This window comes from Cupriavidus gilardii (assembly GCF_013314895.1).
In the GTDB taxonomy this organism is placed as follows: domain Bacteria; phylum Pseudomonadota; class Gammaproteobacteria; order Burkholderiales; family Burkholderiaceae; genus Cupriavidus; species Cupriavidus gilardii_C.
Genome location: NZ_JABTYE010000028.1, coordinates 52,675 through 67,941, shown reverse-complemented (window position 1 = coordinate 67,941; position 15,267 = coordinate 52,675). Strand labels below are relative to the sequence as shown.

Annotated in this window: 13 protein-coding genes; 4 read left to right on the top strand and 9 right to left on the bottom strand. The window is 67.6% G+C overall.

Translation table 11 applies throughout. The annotated features are described in order from the left end of the window. Positions 1 to 229 precede the first annotated feature (229 nt). The 3 genes from HTY53_RS21785 to rpoH form a co-directional block, all read right to left on the bottom strand. Positions 230 to 964, bottom strand: a complete 735-nt coding sequence (locus HTY53_RS21785; RefSeq protein WP_174108670.1) for an aspartate/glutamate racemase family protein — start codon at positions 962 to 964, stop codon at positions 230 to 232. A gap of 109 nt (positions 965 to 1,073) precedes the next feature. Next, positions 1,074 to 2,576 (bottom strand): NCS1 family nucleobase:cation symporter-1, encoded by a 1,503-nt coding sequence (locus tag HTY53_RS21780; RefSeq protein ID WP_174108668.1) that lies wholly within the window; start codon positions 2,574 to 2,576, stop codon positions 1,074 to 1,076. A gap of 363 nt (positions 2,577 to 2,939) precedes the next feature. Then, the gene (rpoH, locus tag HTY53_RS21775) at positions 2,940 to 3,836 is read right to left on the bottom strand and encodes an RNA polymerase sigma factor RpoH (RefSeq protein WP_217435707.1); all 897 of its coding nucleotides are present in this window, start codon (positions 3,834 to 3,836) and stop codon (positions 2,940 to 2,942) included. Positions 3,837 to 4,229: 393 nt separating this feature from the next. Between rpoH and HTY53_RS21770 the strand changes: the two genes are divergently transcribed. Further along, positions 4,230 to 5,105, top strand: coding sequence for a pirin family protein (locus tag HTY53_RS21770; RefSeq protein ID WP_174108665.1), 876 nt, complete (start codon positions 4,230 to 4,232; stop codon positions 5,103 to 5,105). 66 nt (positions 5,106 to 5,171) lie between these two features. On the opposite strand, the gene ybiB is transcribed toward HTY53_RS21770, so the two are convergent. The 5 genes from ybiB to HTY53_RS21745 form a co-directional block, all read right to left on the bottom strand. Beyond that, entirely contained in the window at positions 5,172 to 6,188 is a 1,017-nt protein-coding gene (gene ybiB / locus HTY53_RS21765) for a DNA-binding protein YbiB (RefSeq protein ID WP_174108663.1), read from the bottom strand. 75 nt (positions 6,189 to 6,263) lie between these two features. Beyond that, complete coding sequence (locus HTY53_RS21760; protein ID WP_174108661.1) at positions 6,264 to 7,067, bottom strand: ABC transporter ATP-binding protein; 804 nt, start codon at positions 7,065 to 7,067, stop codon at positions 6,264 to 6,266. Between the two features lie 88 nt (positions 7,068 to 7,155). After that, entirely contained in the window at positions 7,156 to 8,031 is an 876-nt protein-coding gene (gene ntrB / locus HTY53_RS21755; RefSeq protein ID WP_174108659.1) for a nitrate ABC transporter permease, read from the bottom strand. 91 nt (positions 8,032 to 8,122) lie between these two features. Next, positions 8,123 to 9,442 carry a CmpA/NrtA family ABC transporter substrate-binding protein gene (locus HTY53_RS21750; protein WP_174108657.1) on the bottom strand — a complete coding sequence of 440 codons (1,320 nt, stop codon included), beginning with the start codon at positions 9,440 to 9,442 and terminating at the stop codon, positions 8,123 to 8,125. 408 nt (positions 9,443 to 9,850) lie between these two features. Then, entirely contained in the window at positions 9,851 to 10,513 is a 663-nt protein-coding gene (locus tag HTY53_RS21745) for an ANTAR domain-containing response regulator (RefSeq protein ID WP_174108655.1), read from the bottom strand. 262 nt (positions 10,514 to 10,775) lie between these two features. On the opposite strand from HTY53_RS21745, the gene HTY53_RS21740 reads away from it, so the two are divergent. Next, complete coding sequence (locus tag HTY53_RS21740) at positions 10,776 to 11,480, top strand: fumarylacetoacetate hydrolase family protein (protein WP_174108653.1); 705 nt, start codon at positions 10,776 to 10,778, stop codon at positions 11,478 to 11,480. Between the two features lie 4 nt (positions 11,481 to 11,484). After that, a complete protein-coding gene (gene maiA / locus HTY53_RS21735; protein WP_174108651.1) occupies positions 11,485 to 12,132 on the top strand; it encodes a maleylacetoacetate isomerase in 648 nt (215 codons plus the stop codon). Between the two features lie 103 nt (positions 12,133 to 12,235). On the opposite strand, the gene ftsY is transcribed toward maiA, so the two are convergent. Beyond that, positions 12,236 to 13,639 (bottom strand): signal recognition particle-docking protein FtsY, encoded by a 1,404-nt coding sequence (ftsY, locus tag HTY53_RS21730; protein ID WP_174108649.1) that lies wholly within the window; start codon positions 13,637 to 13,639, stop codon positions 12,236 to 12,238. Positions 13,640 to 13,699: 60 nt separating this feature from the next. Between ftsY and HTY53_RS21725 the strand changes: the two genes are divergently transcribed. After that, positions 13,700 to 15,256 carry a M16 family metallopeptidase gene (locus HTY53_RS21725; protein ID WP_174108647.1) on the top strand — a complete coding sequence of 519 codons (1,557 nt, stop codon included), beginning with the start codon at positions 13,700 to 13,702 and terminating at the stop codon, positions 15,254 to 15,256. Positions 15,257 to 15,267: the final 11 nt, after the last annotated feature.

Here is a 15,267-nt window from a genome sequence, read left to right as displayed (position 1 = left end):
ACGCAGTTCTCGCCGCCTTCCTCGTAATTGAGCACGAACTGCAGCGCAACGCGCGCGCCGCCCGGCCATTGGGCGTGAGGCGGCTGGCTGCCGTAGCCGATCAGGTCGCGGGGATACGGTTGGCCGGCACCGGCGCCGGCGCCGGACCGCTGGCGGGAAGGAGAGATCGGATTGGACATGATCTGGGGTGAGCGGAAATCGATGGGAGCGGCGAGGGAACAGCGGCGCCTCAGTTGATCGCGAACGGTGCCAGCATGCCGGCGTACGGCTTCGGCAACGGTTTGGCCCAGTCGCCGCGCTTGCTGGTGCGCAGGCGGATCGCGACCAGCGACTCGACCATCTTGACCGCCGACACCACGCCGTCGATGACCGGTGCGCCGATCGCGTCGGCGATCTCCTCGCACAGATCGGTCATGCCGGCGCAGCCGAGCACGATGCAGTCGCTGCGGTCCTGCGCCAGCGCCTGCCGGCACGATTCGGTGATGATCCGGCGCGCATCGGAGCCAGGCCGCTCCAGCTCCAGCACCGGCAGATCGCAGGCGTGCACGTTGCGGCAGAAGCGCTCCATGCCGTAGCGCTCCGCCAGATGCCACGCGATATTGCAGGTGCGCGCCAGCGTGGTGACGACGCTGAAGCTGGTGCCGATCAGGCTCGCCATGTGCATCGCGGCCTCCGCGATGCCGATCACCGGTCCACGCGCCATCTCGCGCGCCGCGTACAGCCCCGGATCGCCGAAGCAGGCGATCACGTAGCCGTCGACGCCGTCGGCCTCGCCCAGGCGTATCTCCTCGAGGATGCCCGGCACCGACAGCGCTTCGTCATAGTGGCTCTCGATGGAAGCCGGACCCATGCGCGGGCTGACCGCGACGATGCGCGTGTCGGGCGAGGCCACGGTGCGGGCGCACTGGCCGATCTTGTCGGTCATGCTTTGCGTCGTATTGGGATTGATGATCTTGAGCTTCATGGCAACGGTCGGGGTCGGGTGACACAGTGACTCGGAAAGACGATCGGCAGGATGGCTGCCGCCGATCCGGGCGCGGCCGCCATGGCGGCTCCCCGGACCGGCGGCGCGGTCAGGCGGTGGCGAAGAAATGCGGCATCATGCGGCGCGCCAGCACGCGGTACAGCACCAGCGCGATGCCCATGCCGATGAACCAGCTGTAGTTGGCCAGCCCCTGCCAGGCCGGTACCACCACGCACAGGATCGGAATGATCGCGGCCGGAATCATCGTGGCGATCGCTACCGGGTTGTAGCCGCCGGTGTACCAGTAGCGGCCCTGCGCACGCATCGTGTACAGGTCGTCGACATCGATCTTCTGCCGGCGCACCAGGTAGTAGTCGGAGATCAGGATGCCGAACAGCGGCCCGATGAAGGCGCCGAGCACGTCCAGCGTGTAGTGGATGACCTGCGGGTTGTTGTACAGATTCCAGGGCGTGATGAAGATCGAGCCGACCGCGGCGATCATGCCGCCGGTGCGCCAGCTGATGTGCTTGGGCGAGACGTTGGAGAAGTCGAACGCCGGCGATACGAAGTTGGCGACGATGTTGATGCCGATGGTGGCGATCATGAAGGTCAGCGCGCCCAGCACCATGGCGAACGTGCTGTCGATATGGCTGACGGTCTCGACCGGGTCGGTGATCAGCTTGCCGAACACCGGCAGCGTGGCCGAGGTGGTGATGACGGTCAGCAGCGAGAAGCCGAGGAAGTTGACGGGCAGCCCCCAGAAGTTGCCTTTGCGGACCGCGCCGAAATTCTTCGCGTAGCGCGAGAAGTCGCCGAAGTTCAGCATCGGGCCCGAGAAGTACGACACCACCAGCGCGATCGCGGTCAGCATCACGGGCACCGCTTCCCAGCCGCTGTACTTGACGAAGCTCAGCGTGAAGCTGATGTTGTTCCAGCCGGCCTTGTTCACCAGCCAGATCGCCAGCAGGATCATCACCACATAGACCGCCGGGCCGGCCCAGTCGATGAACTTGCGGATGGTCTCCATGCCGGTCCAGAACACCAGCGCCTGCAGCACCCACAGCGTCATGAACGCGGCCCAGCCCAGCGTCGACAGCCCGGCGAAGCCGTGCAGCTTGACGTCGGCGTAAGGCGCCAGCGAGGGAAAGAAATGCAGCGCCAGGATCAGGAAGGCCGACGAGGCCAGATAGGTCTGGATGCCGTACCACGCCACCGCGATCAGACCGCGGATCACGGCCGGGATATTGGCGCCCAGCACGCCGAACGAGGCGCGGCAGATCACCGGATACGGCGTGCCGGTGACCTGGCTGGGCTTGGCGACCAGGTTGCAGAAGAACTGCACGATCACAATGCCGACCAGCAGCGCCACCAGCACCTGCCAGCTCGACAGACCCAGCGCGAACAGGCTGCCGGCGGTGATGTAGCCGCCGACGCTGTGCACGTCTGACATCCAGAAGGCGAAGATGTTGTAGGTGCTCCAGGTCTGCTTCTTCAGCGGCGCGAGATCTTCGTTGGTCAGCCGTTCGTCGTACGAGGGCTTGATCAGCGCGTTGCCGTGGTGGACTGACGCGCTGTCCTGCAGCTCGGCGGCAGGCGCGGTGGTGTGCATCATGCTTGTCTCCTCAAGGCGATGCCATGCGGTGGTTGGCGCGCGGGCGCGCCGGGCGGGCGGTATGGACCGAAGGATTCGGGTCCGCTCTCAGGATGTTGTTTTGTGGACAGAATTGTCTACAAAATCGTTTGTAGTTGTGTACGGATTTGTAGATCACGGTCGGGTGATTGTCAACATCACGGCGGCCGGATACGGGCAAACCCCGAGGAGGGGAGGTGCGTGGCGGCGGAGCGGGGGCAATAGAAAAGGGCCGGGTCCCTTGCGGAACCCGGCCCTTCCGGCCGCCGTCCCCGTGCATGCGGGGAGCCAGCGGCTTGTTACGGCTTGTGGCGGCTCATGCCTTCCGGTTCGCCGTCGGCAGCGTCAGGCGAAGGCCTGCAGCGCGCCTTTCATCTTCTTCATCGCGGCGGACTCGATCTGGCGGATGCGCTCGGCCGAGACGCCGAACTCGTCGGCCAGTTCGTGCAGCGTGGCGCCGCCCGAGCCGTCGTCGTTGACCTGCAGCCAGCGCGCCTCGATGATGCGGCGGCTGCGCGGATCGAGCTTGGTCAGCGCCTGTTCCAGGCCCTCGACCTGCATCCGGTCCTGGCGCTTGGCCTCGAGCACGCGGGTCGGCTCGTTATGGTTGTCGGCCAGGTAGGCGATCGGAGCGAACTCCTCCTCGCCATCGTCGACCTGGCCTTCCAGCGCCAGATCGCCGCCGGACAGCCGGGTTTCCATCTCCATCACTTCCTCGGGCTTGACGTTCAGCTCGCGGGCGACCGCGTCGATCTCGTCCGGGGTGAAGGTATGGGCGCCTTGCTTGTGGCTGCGCAGGTTGAAGAACAGCTTGCGCTGGGCCTTGGTCGTCGCGACCTTGACCATGCGCCAGTTGCGCAGCACGTACTCGTGGATCTCCGCCTTGATCCAGTGGATCGCGTATGACACCAGGCGCACGCCCTGGTCCGGATCGAAGCGCTTGACGGCCTTCATCAGGCCGATATTGCCTTCCTGGATCAGGTCCGCGTGCGGCAGGCCGTAGCCCAGATACTGGCGCGCGATCGACACCACCAGGCGCAGGTGCGACAGCACCAGCCGGCGGGCGGCTTCGACGGAATCGTGGTCGCGCAACTCGCGCGCCAGCCGCTGCTCCTCCTCGGCGGTGAGCATCGGAATACGGTGGACAGCCTGGATATAGCTGTCGAGATTGCCCAGCCCGGCGGGCAGGGTCAGGGCCATGCTGTTGGCGCGCTGCGGCACCATCGGCAGGGTGTTGTTCATGGTGATCGAATCGGCAGACAGGACTGCGTTCACTCAGGGCTCCTTTCGCATCCGGCGGGTGGCATGCCCGCGTGCAGAAAGCGTCATCGGCGGCTATACCGGCGCTTCCCGCACTGCAATGCAACGCATATTAGCACTCCAGCCGGGTGAGTGCTAATTGGAGTCCGGGCGGCCATGATAGTTCCAGGGTATCGGAGGAAACAGTTCATAGCTCACAGGTTGCCTGAAAGTCGCCCGGAAAGCCGGATGCGCAACATCGGTCCAATCGGACGGCAATGGGGTTAGAGACTCGGCGTCGGTCGGGGTTCAGCTGCAGGGACCATGCCATGCCGCCGCAAGGGGCTACACTTGCCAGCATTGCGTCGATCTGCCCACGCCCTTGGAGTGTCAGCCATGTCCGCCATTGAACATTTGTTGAAACCGCATGTAAGAGATATCGGCGACTTCTCTGTGCGGCGCGTACTGCCCTCTGCCGCCGCCCAGACCGTCGGCCCGTTCATCTTCTTCGACCATATGGGTCCGGTCCAGCTGCCGGCCGGCAAGGGCATGGATGTGCGTCCTCATCCGCATATTGGCCTTGCCACCGTTACCTATCTGTTCGAGGGCGAAATCGTCCATCGCGACAGTGTGGGCAGCGAACAGACCATCCGGCCGGGCGATGTCAACTGGATGACCGCGGGCAGCGGCATCGTGCATTCGGAGCGCTCGCCGCAGGCCGCGCGGGACGCCGGCCCGCGGCTGCACGGTATCCAGACCTGGGTCGCGCTGCCGCGCGAGCATGAGACCGTGGCCCCGTCGTTCTTCCACCATCCGGCGGCGACGCTGCCGCAGCTGGTCCACGGCGGCGCCCGCATCACCGTGATCGCCGGCGACGCCTTCGGGGCCCGCTCGCCGGTGCAGGTGTTCAGCCGCACGCTCTATGCGGCGCTGGAACTCGACGCCGGCGCCAGCCTGGCGATTCCGCCGGAGCACGAGCAGCGTGGCCTGTACCTGGTCGATGGCGCGGCCGCGATCGACGGCATCGCGCTGCCGGCCGAGCATCTCGCGGTGCTGACGCCCGGCGTCGAGGCGACCGTCACGGCGCTGGAGCCAACGCGGCTGATGCTGCTGGGCGGCGAGCCGGTCGACGGCCGGCGGCATATCTTCTGGAATTTCGTCGCCAGCAGCCGCGAGGCGATCGAGGAAGCGGCGCGGCGCTGGGAGAACGACGAGTTTCCGCATGTGCCGGGCGAGACGGAGCGGATTCCGCTGCCGCCACGGCGGGTTTGACGAGGAAGTCGCCGGTAGGCTCCTCTCTCCCGTGCGGGAAAGGGGGCGGGAAAGGGAAATGTTTCGCTACAGCGGACTGACCCAGCTGACCCGCGCGCTTTCCCGCAGGCAGGCCTGGATCGTCTCGATCTGCGTCGCCAGCGGCGCCGGCACCGGCACGGCGCCGGACAGCACCTGGCGGATCCACGCCGCGGTCAGCGCCACGTCGGTGCCCGGCGGCAGCGCCGGCACGTCGGCGACGGAGCCCGACATCGGATCCACCAGCGTGCGCTGATGGCCGTCATGAAGCCAGTCGATGCGGCTGCCGCGGCGGGCGTCGGCCACCACCTCGCCCTCGGTGCCGCGCGCCAGCAGCACGTTGGCCGGCTCGTGCGAGAAGTAGTCGGTCAACGTTTCGCGGTATTCCGGGTGGGTGTAGCTGTACAGCCGCAGCGCCTCGGCCGGCGTATGCGCGCCGACCGGCTGCAGCATCTTGACGATGGTGTGCGAGGAATTGCGCAGTCCGATCACGGTGCGCTTGTCGAGCAGCGTCGACAGGGCCGGCGACAGCACGTCGATCGGCAGCACCGCCAGCGGACCGGGATCGGTATCGCCGCCGCGGCCAGGCAGCGCCAGCCGGCGTGCGGCCTCGTCCACCGTCGCGCACGGCGGGATCCCCAACGCCTCGAACAGCATGATGCTGGTCACGCGCTGATTGAACTGCCGGGTCCCATGCACCAGCACCGGGATGCCCTCGCGCGCGAGCAGCAGCGCCAGCAGCGGCACCAGATTGGGCTGCTTGCGCGCGCCGTTGTAGCTCGGAATGACCACCACCTGGCGCTCCGGCGCGGGCAGCGGCCGGCAGTGCGCATGCGCGGCCTCCAGCATGCCGGCGAGTTCGTGCGGGGCCTCGCCCTTGATCCGGTACGCCATCAGCACGGCGCCCAACTCGAGGTCCGAAACGCGTCCGGCCAGCATCGCGTCGAACAGCAGGCGCGCATCGTCGCGCGGCAGCGCGCGTGCGCCGGCGACGCCGCGGCCGATTTCCTTGATATAGGGCGCCGCGGAAAAGCGCGGCGTGGTGTCGTGGCGATCAGAAGACATGGCGGTGCGGGCAGGGCGGATTTGGACCGATGATAGCGCGATACGCCGCGCCGCCCCGCGGCAACTCCAGCGCCCTCATGCCGCCTGCTGCAGCGCCGGATGGCACTGCTTGCGATACAGGAAATCGAGCACCGCCGTGCGGCAGGCGAGGTAATCGGCGTCGTTCGCCAGCGCCATGCGCTCGCGCGGGCGCGGCAACGGGACGGCCAGGACCTCGCCGATGGTCGCGGCCGGACCGTTGGTCATCATCACGATGCGATCGGCCAGCAGCACCGCCTCGTCAACGTCGTGCGTCACCATCACGACTGTGCTGCGCGTGGCGGCCACGATCTTGAGCAGCTCGTCCTGCAGATGGGCGCGCGTCAGCGCATCGAGCGCGCCGAACGGCTCGTCCATCAGCAGCATCTTCGGCTCCATCGCCAGCGCACGGGCAATGCCGACGCGCTGCTTCATGCCGCCCGACATCTCGTGCGGGTACTTGTGCTCGGCATGCGCGAGGCCCACCAGCGCCAGGGCCTCGCGCGTGCGCGCCTTCAGCTGCGTTTTGCTTTCGCTGGCCGCAAACACGCGCTCCACGCCGAGATAGACGTTGTCGAAGCACGACAGCCACGGCAGCAGCGAATGGTTCTGGAACACCACCGCGCGGTCCGGTCCCGGACCGGCAATCTCGCGGCCGGCGCAGATCAGCGTGCCGGTGGTCGGTGTGGTCAGGCCCGCCAGCAGATTCAGCAGCGTCGACTTGCCGCAGCCCGAATGGCCGATCAGCGCGATGAATTCGCCGGCGGCGATGGCGAGGTCGATATCGCGCAGCGCGACGAAGGGCCCCTTGCGGGTCTGGAAGGTCTGGCCGACCTGTTCGATGCTGACGAATTTGTCCATATGTCCTCCGGGGACCGAGGCGGGGACCGAGGCGTTCGCCGCGGTAGTTCGTTGGTGCGAGCCGTTGCGGTGGCTTCGTTGCCGCCGATCAGCTGCCGTACTGAAAGCGCCGCGCCAGCGCCAGCAGCGCGTGCTCGAGCAGCAGGCCCACCACGCCGATCACCACGATCGCGATCACGATGTGCTCGACCTTCAGGTTGTTCCACTCGTCCCATAGCCAGAAGCCGATGCCGGTGCCGCCGGTCAGCATCTCGGCCGCGACGATCACCAGCCACGCGGTGCCGATCGAGAGCCGCACGCCGGTCAGCATGTAGGGCAGCACCGCGGGGAACAGCACGCGCGTGAAGACCTTCCATTCCGACAGGTCGAGCACGCGCGCCACGTTCAGATAGTCCTGCGGCACGCGGCTGACGCCGACTGCGGTATTGATCACCATCGGCCAGATCGAGCAGATGAAGATTGCCCAGATTGCCGCCGGATTGGCCGCCTTGAACAGCAGCAGGCCGATCGGCAGCCAGGCCAGCGGCGACACCGGCCGCAACAGGCTGATCACGGGTGCCGCCATGCCGTTCAGAAAGGCGAAGCGGCCCAGCGCGAAGCCGGCCGGAATGCCGATCAGCGCGGCGAGGCCGAAGCCGGTGCCGACCCGCGCGAGCGAGGCCAGCACGTTCCAGCCGATGCCCTGGTCGTTGGGGCCGTTGCGATAGAACGGGTCGGCGAACAGCGGCAGCGCCGCCTGCCAGGTCGCGCCCGGCGTGGGCAGCGCCGGAATCCAGCTGGCGATGCCATGCCAGGCCAGCACGAACAGCGCCAGGCCGAGCAGCGGCGGCATCAGCCTGGCTGTGGCGGCGGAAAACGCTGCCCGACGCGCTGCCCGACGCGCGGCCCGGCGGGCCTTGCCCGTAGCGTCACGATCGGCCGGCATGGCGCCGGCATCCTGCGTCGACTGCACGATGACGTTCATTGCGGACTCCTGGTTGTGCCGCTTTGGCTGCGGCCGGTGGCATCCGATGCGGCGCGCTGCCGCCGGTACCGCGCCCGAGCGCCGAGCGACTTCAGACCTTGATCTTGAAACCGTCGGCGTACACCTTCGGGTCCTTGGTCGCATCCCACACCACGCCGTCCATCAGCTTCGCGGTGCGAAATTCGCTGGCGGGCAGCGGCACCTGCGCGGCCGCGGCGGCCTGCCTGTAGACGTCGATCCGATTGACCTTGCGTGCCACCGCCAGATAGTCCGGGTGTTCCTTCAGCAGTCCCCAGCGCTTGTGCTGGGTCAGGAACCACATGCCGTCGGACAGGAACGGGTAGTTGGCATGGCCGTCCTGATAGAACTTCATCGCATTGGGGTCGTCCCACGTCTTGCCCAGCCCGTTGGAATAGCGGCCCAGCATGCGGTCGAGAATGATGTCCATATCGGTGTTGACGTAGGACTTCGCGGCGATGGTCTCGGCCGTCTTGCGCCGGTTCGATGCCGACGCATCGATGAAGCGCGAGGCCTCGAGCACCGCCGCCACCATCGCGCGCGCCGTGTTCGGATACTTCTGCACGAACTCGGCGGTGGTGCCCAGCGTCTTCTCCGGGTGGTCGCGCCAGATGCCCTGCGTGGTCTCGGCGGTAAAGCCGATGCGATCGGCGATCGCGCGCGCGTTCCACGGCTCGCCGACGCAGAAGCCATCCATATTGCCCACGCGCATATTGGCCACCATCTGCGGCGGCGGCACCGTGATCGCGCGCGCCTCCTGCATCGGATGGATGCCATTGGCCGCCAGCCAGTAGTACAGCCACATCGCATGCGTGCCGGTGGGGAAGGTCTGGGCGAAGGTGTACTCGCGTTTTTCGCGCGTCATGTAGGCGCGCAGGCTGGCGCCGTCCTTGACGCCCTTCTCGGCGAGCTTGGACGACAGCGAGATCGCCTGACCGTTGTGGTTCAGGTTCATCAGCACCGCCATGTCCTTCTTCGGGCCGCCGATGCCCAGCTGCACGCCATAGACGAGCCCGTACAGCACGTGCGCGGCATCGAGCTCGCCGTTGACCAGCTTGTCGCGCACGCCGGCCCAGGAGGCCTCCTTGGTCGGCGTGATCTTGATGCCGTACTTCTTGTCCAGCCCCAGCGTGGCCGCCATCACGACTGACGCGCAGTCGGTCAGCGGGATGAAGCCGATCCGCACTTCCGCTTTCTCGGGCGCATCCGAGCCCGCGGCCCACGCCCCGGCGCGCACCATCGGATCGACCAGCGTCATCACGCTGGCGCCGGCAATGGTCGCCAGCGCGCGGCGACGGCCCTGGCTGGCGGGCGCCGCTTCGGCGCCGCCGTCGATGGCATGGGCAGCGACCGCCGGGCGCTTGGGCTTGGCGGGACTGAGGCGAGAGGGCATGCAAGGCTCCAAAGAAAAAGCGTCCCGCTCCACCGCGCCGCAGGGCACGGAGGATCAGGACGCCGTTGTCCGGGAATGCCGCGGGTCGTCGTCGACCGGCTGCATCGTGTGGTGCCGGCCGCCGTTGACCGGTACGGCCGACATCTCGCAATCCCTGTGCCATGCAGCATCACGCGCCGTGGCACGACGATGGCGCGCGCATGCCGCGCTACGGTGCCGAAACCCGCGCGAAAGCAGGGCGTGCGCCGTAATGGTGGTGCGCTTGCCGTGCAGCGCACGGACGCGCCGGCCTCGGGGTTGTGCATTGCACCGGCTGCGTGCGCGCCGGTGCGTTCGCGAAGGGGCGTCGGTGAAGCGGCGTCGGTGAGGGCGTCGGTGAAGGGGCCGTGTGCGGGACGGAGGGAAGCGTCAGCTCATCACGTCGATCACGCGCTGCGCGGCATCGACCAGCTTGATACCGCGCTCCATCGCCATGGTGCGCAGGCGCTTGTACGCCTCGTCTTCGCTGATGCCGCGCGTCTGCATCAGCAGGCCCTTGGCGCGTTCGACCAGCTTGCGCTCGGCCAGCTTCAGCTTCGTGGCATCGAGCTCCGCGCGCAGGGCCTGGTCGAGCTGAAAGCGCGCGTAGGCGACGTCGAGCACGGTCTTGACCCGTTCGGCGCGCAGCCCGTCGACGATATAGGCGGTGATGCCGGCGGTCAGCGCGGCCTTGATGCGCTCGGCATCGTCGTTGTCGGTGAACAGCACGATCGGACGCGGCGCGTGCTGCGTCGACACGCACACGTGCTCGACCGTATCGCGCGCCGCCGACTCCGACGCGATGATGATCAGGTCCGGCTGCCGTGCGGCGATGACATCGGGCAGCGCCAGGTCGGCATCGACCGTCTCCACCTCGCTGAAGCCGGCGGCCGCCAGCCCGGCCCGGATGGTGTCGACGTTCAGCGGATCGGCGTCGAGCGGATCGCGCACCAGCAGAATGCGCAACGGGCGCCCGCCGGAAGCAGGGGCGGACGGCGTGTCGGCCGATGGTGCGGAACGCGCGGGCGGAGGAGGGGACGGGCGGCGATTCATGGTTCGGTCAGGGGGTGGCCGACTGTCTGGGGCCGCTTTCCGCGGCCGCTGTCTGGCAAGGAATTCACGCAAGAATCACGCCCGCTTTTGGGCCGCGGCTTGCCCCGGTATGGGGCGGCGGGTGTATGCTGATGCCCTGCCGCGGGGGCCGGCAACCCGTCCGGGCCCACGCGCGGAAGGCACCATGCGCGTTCGCCGACGCAGCGCAGGTCCGTGCGGCGCCCTTCCGTTTCCATTCCAAATCCATCCAGTGGAGAGATGCATGACCGAGGAGTTCGTATTCCAACCCCCCGCGCGCACCGGCGTGCCGGTGCGCGGCAGCAGCGCGCGTTTCCCGGTGCGACGGGTCTACTGCGTCGGGCGCAACTATGCCGCCCACGCACGCGAGATGGGATCGGATCCGGACCGCGAACCGCCGTTCTTCTTCTGCAAGCCGAGCGATGCGGTCAGCCCGATCGCCGACGGCGCGGAGGGCACGTTCCCGTATCCGCCGGGCTCGAACAACGTCCACTACGAGGTCGAGCTGGTGGTCGCGATCGGCAAGGGCGGGCGCGACATCCCGGTCGAGCAGGCGGCCTCGCATGTGTTCGGCTATGCGGTGGGCCTGGACATGACGCGCCGCGACCTGCAGAACGAATCGAAGAAGACCGGCCGTCCCTGGGAGACCGGCAAGGCCTTCGACCATTCGGCGCCAATCGGCCCGATCGTGCCGGTGCAGGCCATCGGCCATCCGGAACGCGGCGCGGTGACGCTGGCAGTCAATGGCCAGGAGAAGCAGCGCGGCGATCTGTCGGACCTGATCTGGTCGGTGCCGGAGATGGTGTCCTATCTGTCGAAGGTGTTCGAGCTGCAGCCGGGCGATCTGATCTATAGCGGCACGCCCGAGGGCGTCGGCCCGGTGGTCAAGGGCGATCGCATGCAGTGCGCGATCGAAGGCGTGGGGGAACTGGTGGTCAAGGTGGTCTGAAGCGATGCTCAAGCTCTACAGCTATTTCCGTAGTTCGGCGGCCTTTCGCGTGCGTATCGCGCTGGCGCTCAAGGGCCTGCCGTTCGAATACGTGCCGGTGCATCTTCTGAAGGATGGCGGCCAGCAACTGAGCGAGCAGTACCGCGCGCTGAACGCCAATGCGCTGGTGCCGACGCTGCTGGACGAGGACCACGCGCTGTCGCAGTCGATGGCGATCGTCGAGTATCTGGACGAGACCCATCCCGAGCCGGCGCTGCTGCCTGGGACCGCGCTGGACCGCGCCTATGTGCGTGCGGTGGCGCAGTCGATCGCCTGCGAGATCCATCCGCTGAACAATCTGCGCGTGCTCAAGTACCTGAAGCACACGCTCGGCGTCAGCGAGGAAGCCAAGGACGCCTGGTACCGCCACTGGATCGAGCTCGGCTTTGCGGGCCTCGAAGCCACGCTGACGCGCGAGGGCAAGGCCGGGCGCTTCTGCTTCGGCGATACGCCGACGCTGGCCGATATCTGCCTGGTGCCGCAGGTGTTCAACGCGCAGCGCTTCCAGGTCGATATGGAACCCTATCCGACCATCGTGCGGATCTTCGACGCCTGCATGGAAATGCCGGCGTTCCAGCAGGCCGCACCGAAGGCGCAGCCCGACGCCGAGTAGCCCACGCCACCAGGCGCAGGGCCGTCAAAAAAAAAGCGGGCGCCGCTGTTTTCAGCGGCGCCCGTTTTTTTCTGTTGCTCTCGCGGTCGTTGCCGATGTGCGTTCAGTCGCCCAGCAGCGCCTGCGCGAACTCGTCGGCCTTGAACGGCTGCAGGTCCTCGACCTTCTCGCCGACGCCGATGAAGTAGACCGGTACCGGGCGCTGACGCGCGATCGCGGCGAGGATGCCGCCCTTCGCGGTGCCGTCGAGCTTGGTCACGATCAGGCCCGTCAGCTCCAGCGCATCGTCGAAGGCCTTGACCTGCGCCAGCGCGTTCTGCCCGGTGTTGGCGTCGATGACCAGCAGCACCTCGTGGGGCGCGGTGGGCATCGCCTTGCCGATCACGCGCTTGACCTTGCGCAGCTCTTCCATCAGATGCAGCTGCGTCGGCAGGCGGCCCGCGGTGTCTGCCATCACGATGTCGACGCGGCGCGCTCGCGCGGCATTGACCGCGTCGAAGATCACCGCGGCCGGATCGCCGCTCTCCTGCGCCACCACGGTGACGTTGTTGCGCTCGCCCCAGATCGTCAGTTGCTCGCGCGCGGCCGCGCGGAAGGTATCGCCCGCGGCCAGCAGCACCGACTGGCCGTAGTGCTGGAAGTGCTTGCACAGCTTGCCGATGCTGGTGGTCTTGCCCGCGCCGTTGACGCCCGCGATCATCATCACCATCGGCTGCTCGCGGCCGAGCTCCATGGTTTTTTCGAGCGGACGCAGCAGTTCGGTCAGCAGCTCGCGCAGCGCCACGCGCACGCCCTCGGCGGTGTCGATGCGCTCGCTCCTGACGCGGCGGCGCAGTTCGCCCAGCAGGTATTCGGTGGCCTCGACGCCGGCATCGGCCATCAGCAGCGCGGTCTCCAGTTCCTCGAACAACGCCTCGTCGACCTTGACGCCGACGAACAGCGTGCTGATGCCGCGGCTGGTCTTCGACAGGCCGGTGCGCAGCCGCTGCATCCAGCCGCGCTTGGCCTCCTCGCTCGGCGGCGGGACCGGGACCAGCACCATCTCGTCGTCGTCCGCCGTGGCGACGGGCGCAGGCGGGGATGGCGGTGCAGGCTGGGGCGGTACTGCGGGAACCGGTTCGGCAGCGATGCCGCGCGCCGGTTCGGGTATCGCTTGTGGTTCGGGTTGTGGCTCGGAGGGTAGCTGCGGCTCGCGCAGTGGCTCGGCTTGCGTCGACACCGGCGGCGCCGCTTCCGCCGCGGGCTGCGACGATCGCGTGAACCAGGACAGCGGAGACAGTCGGGACGGTGCGGGCCTGGCTTCAGCCGCCGGTGCGGCCGGTGCGGCCGGTGCCGGCGGTGCAATCGGCGCGGTGGGCGCCGCCGTTTCCGGCTGCGGCGGAGCGGCAGTTACCGACGGCGCTTCGGCGGCCGGTGCCTGCGCCGCCGGGGCCGATGGTGCCTCGGTCTGCGCCTCGGCGGGCGCGCCGGCCGGCTCGGCCTTGCGCTTCTTCCAGAAACTAAACATTGGGAAAGGGGTCCATACCCCGGTAGAATCAATCGCCAAAATTCTAGCAGACGGGGTCGCATGAACCATCGCGCAGGGTCGACCGCGGCGTCGACGTGGCAGGGCGCAACGCCCGCCCATCAGCATGTCACCAAAGGCGCCGACCGGCGCCGGCATTCTCCCTCGCCATCATGGCGGCCGCATCGTCTGGCCGGATTGACCGCGCTTGCGCTGGTTGCAGCGAGCGCCTGGCTGCCGCTGGCGCATGCGCAAGGCGTCGCGGTCGACGCGCCGCCGGCCCCGGGCGCGGCGGTACAGGCGGCGGTTGCCGACAGCGGCACCACCGAATTCAAGCTGGCCAACGGCATGCGCGTGATCGTCAAGGAAGACCACCGCGCGCCAACCGTCGCCCATCAGGTCTGGTATCGCGTCGGCGGCATCGACGAGGTCAGCGGGACCACCGGCGTTGCCCATATGCTCGAACACATGATGTTCAAGGGCACGCCGAAGGTCGGACCGGGCGAGTTCTCCAGGCAGATCGCCGCGCTCGGCGGCCGCGAGAACGCGATGACCAATCGCGACTTCACGATGTATTTCCAGCAGATCGGCAAGCAGCATCTGCAGCGGATGATGGAGCTGGAAGCGGACCGGATGGCCAATCTGATCATCCGCCCCGAGGAGTTCGAGCGCGAGATGAAGGTCGTGATGGAAGAGCGCCGGCTGCGCACCGACGACTCGCCGCGCGGCACCGTCTACGAACAGCTGCTGGCCACCGTCTATACCAGCGCCGGCTACCGCCATCCGGTGATCGGCTGGATGAACGACCTGGTCAATATGCGCGTCGACGATGTCAGCCGCTGGTATCGCGAGTGGTACGTACCCAATAACGCGATCCTGGTGGTGGCCGGCGACGTCAAGCCCGCCGAGGTGCGCGCGATGGCCGAGCGCACCTACGGCAGGCTCAAGCCGCGTCCGCTGCCGGTGCGCAAGCCGCAGATCGAGCCGCCGCAGAAGGGCGTCAAGCGGATCTGGGTCAAGGCGCCCGCCGAGAATCCCTATCTGGTGATGGCCTACAAGGTGCCGCGCCTGCGCGATGTCGAAAAGGACGTCGATCCGTATGCGCTCGAGGTGCTGGCCGCCGTGCTCAACGGCTACGACAATGCGCGGCTGACGCGCGATCTGGTGCGTACGCAGCGGCTGGCCGACGACGTCAATGTCGGCTACGACGGCATCAATCGCGGCGAGTCGCTGTTCGTGCTCGACGGCACGCCCGCCAACGGCCATACCACCGAGGAGATCGAGCGCGCCTTGCGGCAGCAGATCGAGCGCATCGCACGCGAAGGCGTGTCGGACGAAGAGCTGCGCCGCGTCAAGGCGCAGGTCGTGGCCGGCCAGATCTACAAGCGCGATTCGGTGTTCGGGCAGGGGATGGAGATCGGCGTGGCAGAGATCGCCGGCATCTCGTGGCAGCAGCTCGATCGCATCCTCGAACGGGTCAAGCAGGTCACGCCAGAGCAGGTCAAGGAGGTAGCGGGCAAATACTTCAGCGATGACAACCTGACCGTGGCGACGCTGCTGCCGCAGCCGATCGATCCCAACCAGCCCAAGTCTCAGGCCCCGTCCGGCCTGCGCCACTGAGGACCGCCGAT

Coding starts and splice junctions, on each gene's coding strand:
- HTY53_RS21760 (WP_174108661.1), bottom strand. CDS start 7,067: ATGGACAAATTCGTCAGCATCGAACAGGTCGGCCAGACCTTCCAGACC.
- ftsY (WP_174108649.1), bottom strand. CDS start 13,639: ATGTTTAGTTTCTGGAAGAAGCGCAAGGCCGAGCCGGCCGGCGCGCCC.
- ybiB (WP_174108663.1), bottom strand. CDS start 6,188: ATGTCTTCTGATCGCCACGACACCACGCCGCGCTTTTCCGCGGCGCCC.
- HTY53_RS21750 (WP_174108657.1), bottom strand. CDS start 9,442: ATGCCCTCTCGCCTCAGTCCCGCCAAGCCCAAGCGCCCGGCGGTCGCT.
- HTY53_RS21725 (WP_174108647.1), top strand. CDS start 13,700: ATGAACCATCGCGCAGGGTCGACCGCGGCGTCGACGTGGCAGGGCGCA.
- rpoH (WP_217435707.1), bottom strand. CDS start 3,836: ATGAACAACACCCTGCCGATGGTGCCGCAGCGCGCCAACAGCATGGCC.
- ntrB (WP_174108659.1), bottom strand. CDS start 8,031: ATGAACGTCATCGTGCAGTCGACGCAGGATGCCGGCGCCATGCCGGCC.
- HTY53_RS21745 (WP_174108655.1), bottom strand. CDS start 10,513: ATGAATCGCCGCCCGTCCCCTCCTCCGCCCGCGCGTTCCGCACCATCG.
- HTY53_RS21785 (WP_174108670.1), bottom strand. CDS start 964: ATGAAGCTCAAGATCATCAATCCCAATACGACGCAAAGCATGACCGAC.
- HTY53_RS21770 (WP_174108665.1), top strand. CDS start 4,230: ATGTCCGCCATTGAACATTTGTTGAAACCGCATGTAAGAGATATCGGC.
- HTY53_RS21740 (WP_174108653.1), top strand. CDS start 10,776: ATGACCGAGGAGTTCGTATTCCAACCCCCCGCGCGCACCGGCGTGCCG.
- maiA (WP_174108651.1), top strand. CDS start 11,485: ATGCTCAAGCTCTACAGCTATTTCCGTAGTTCGGCGGCCTTTCGCGTG.
- HTY53_RS21780 (WP_174108668.1), bottom strand. CDS start 2,576: ATGATGCACACCACCGCGCCTGCCGCCGAGCTGCAGGACAGCGCGTCA.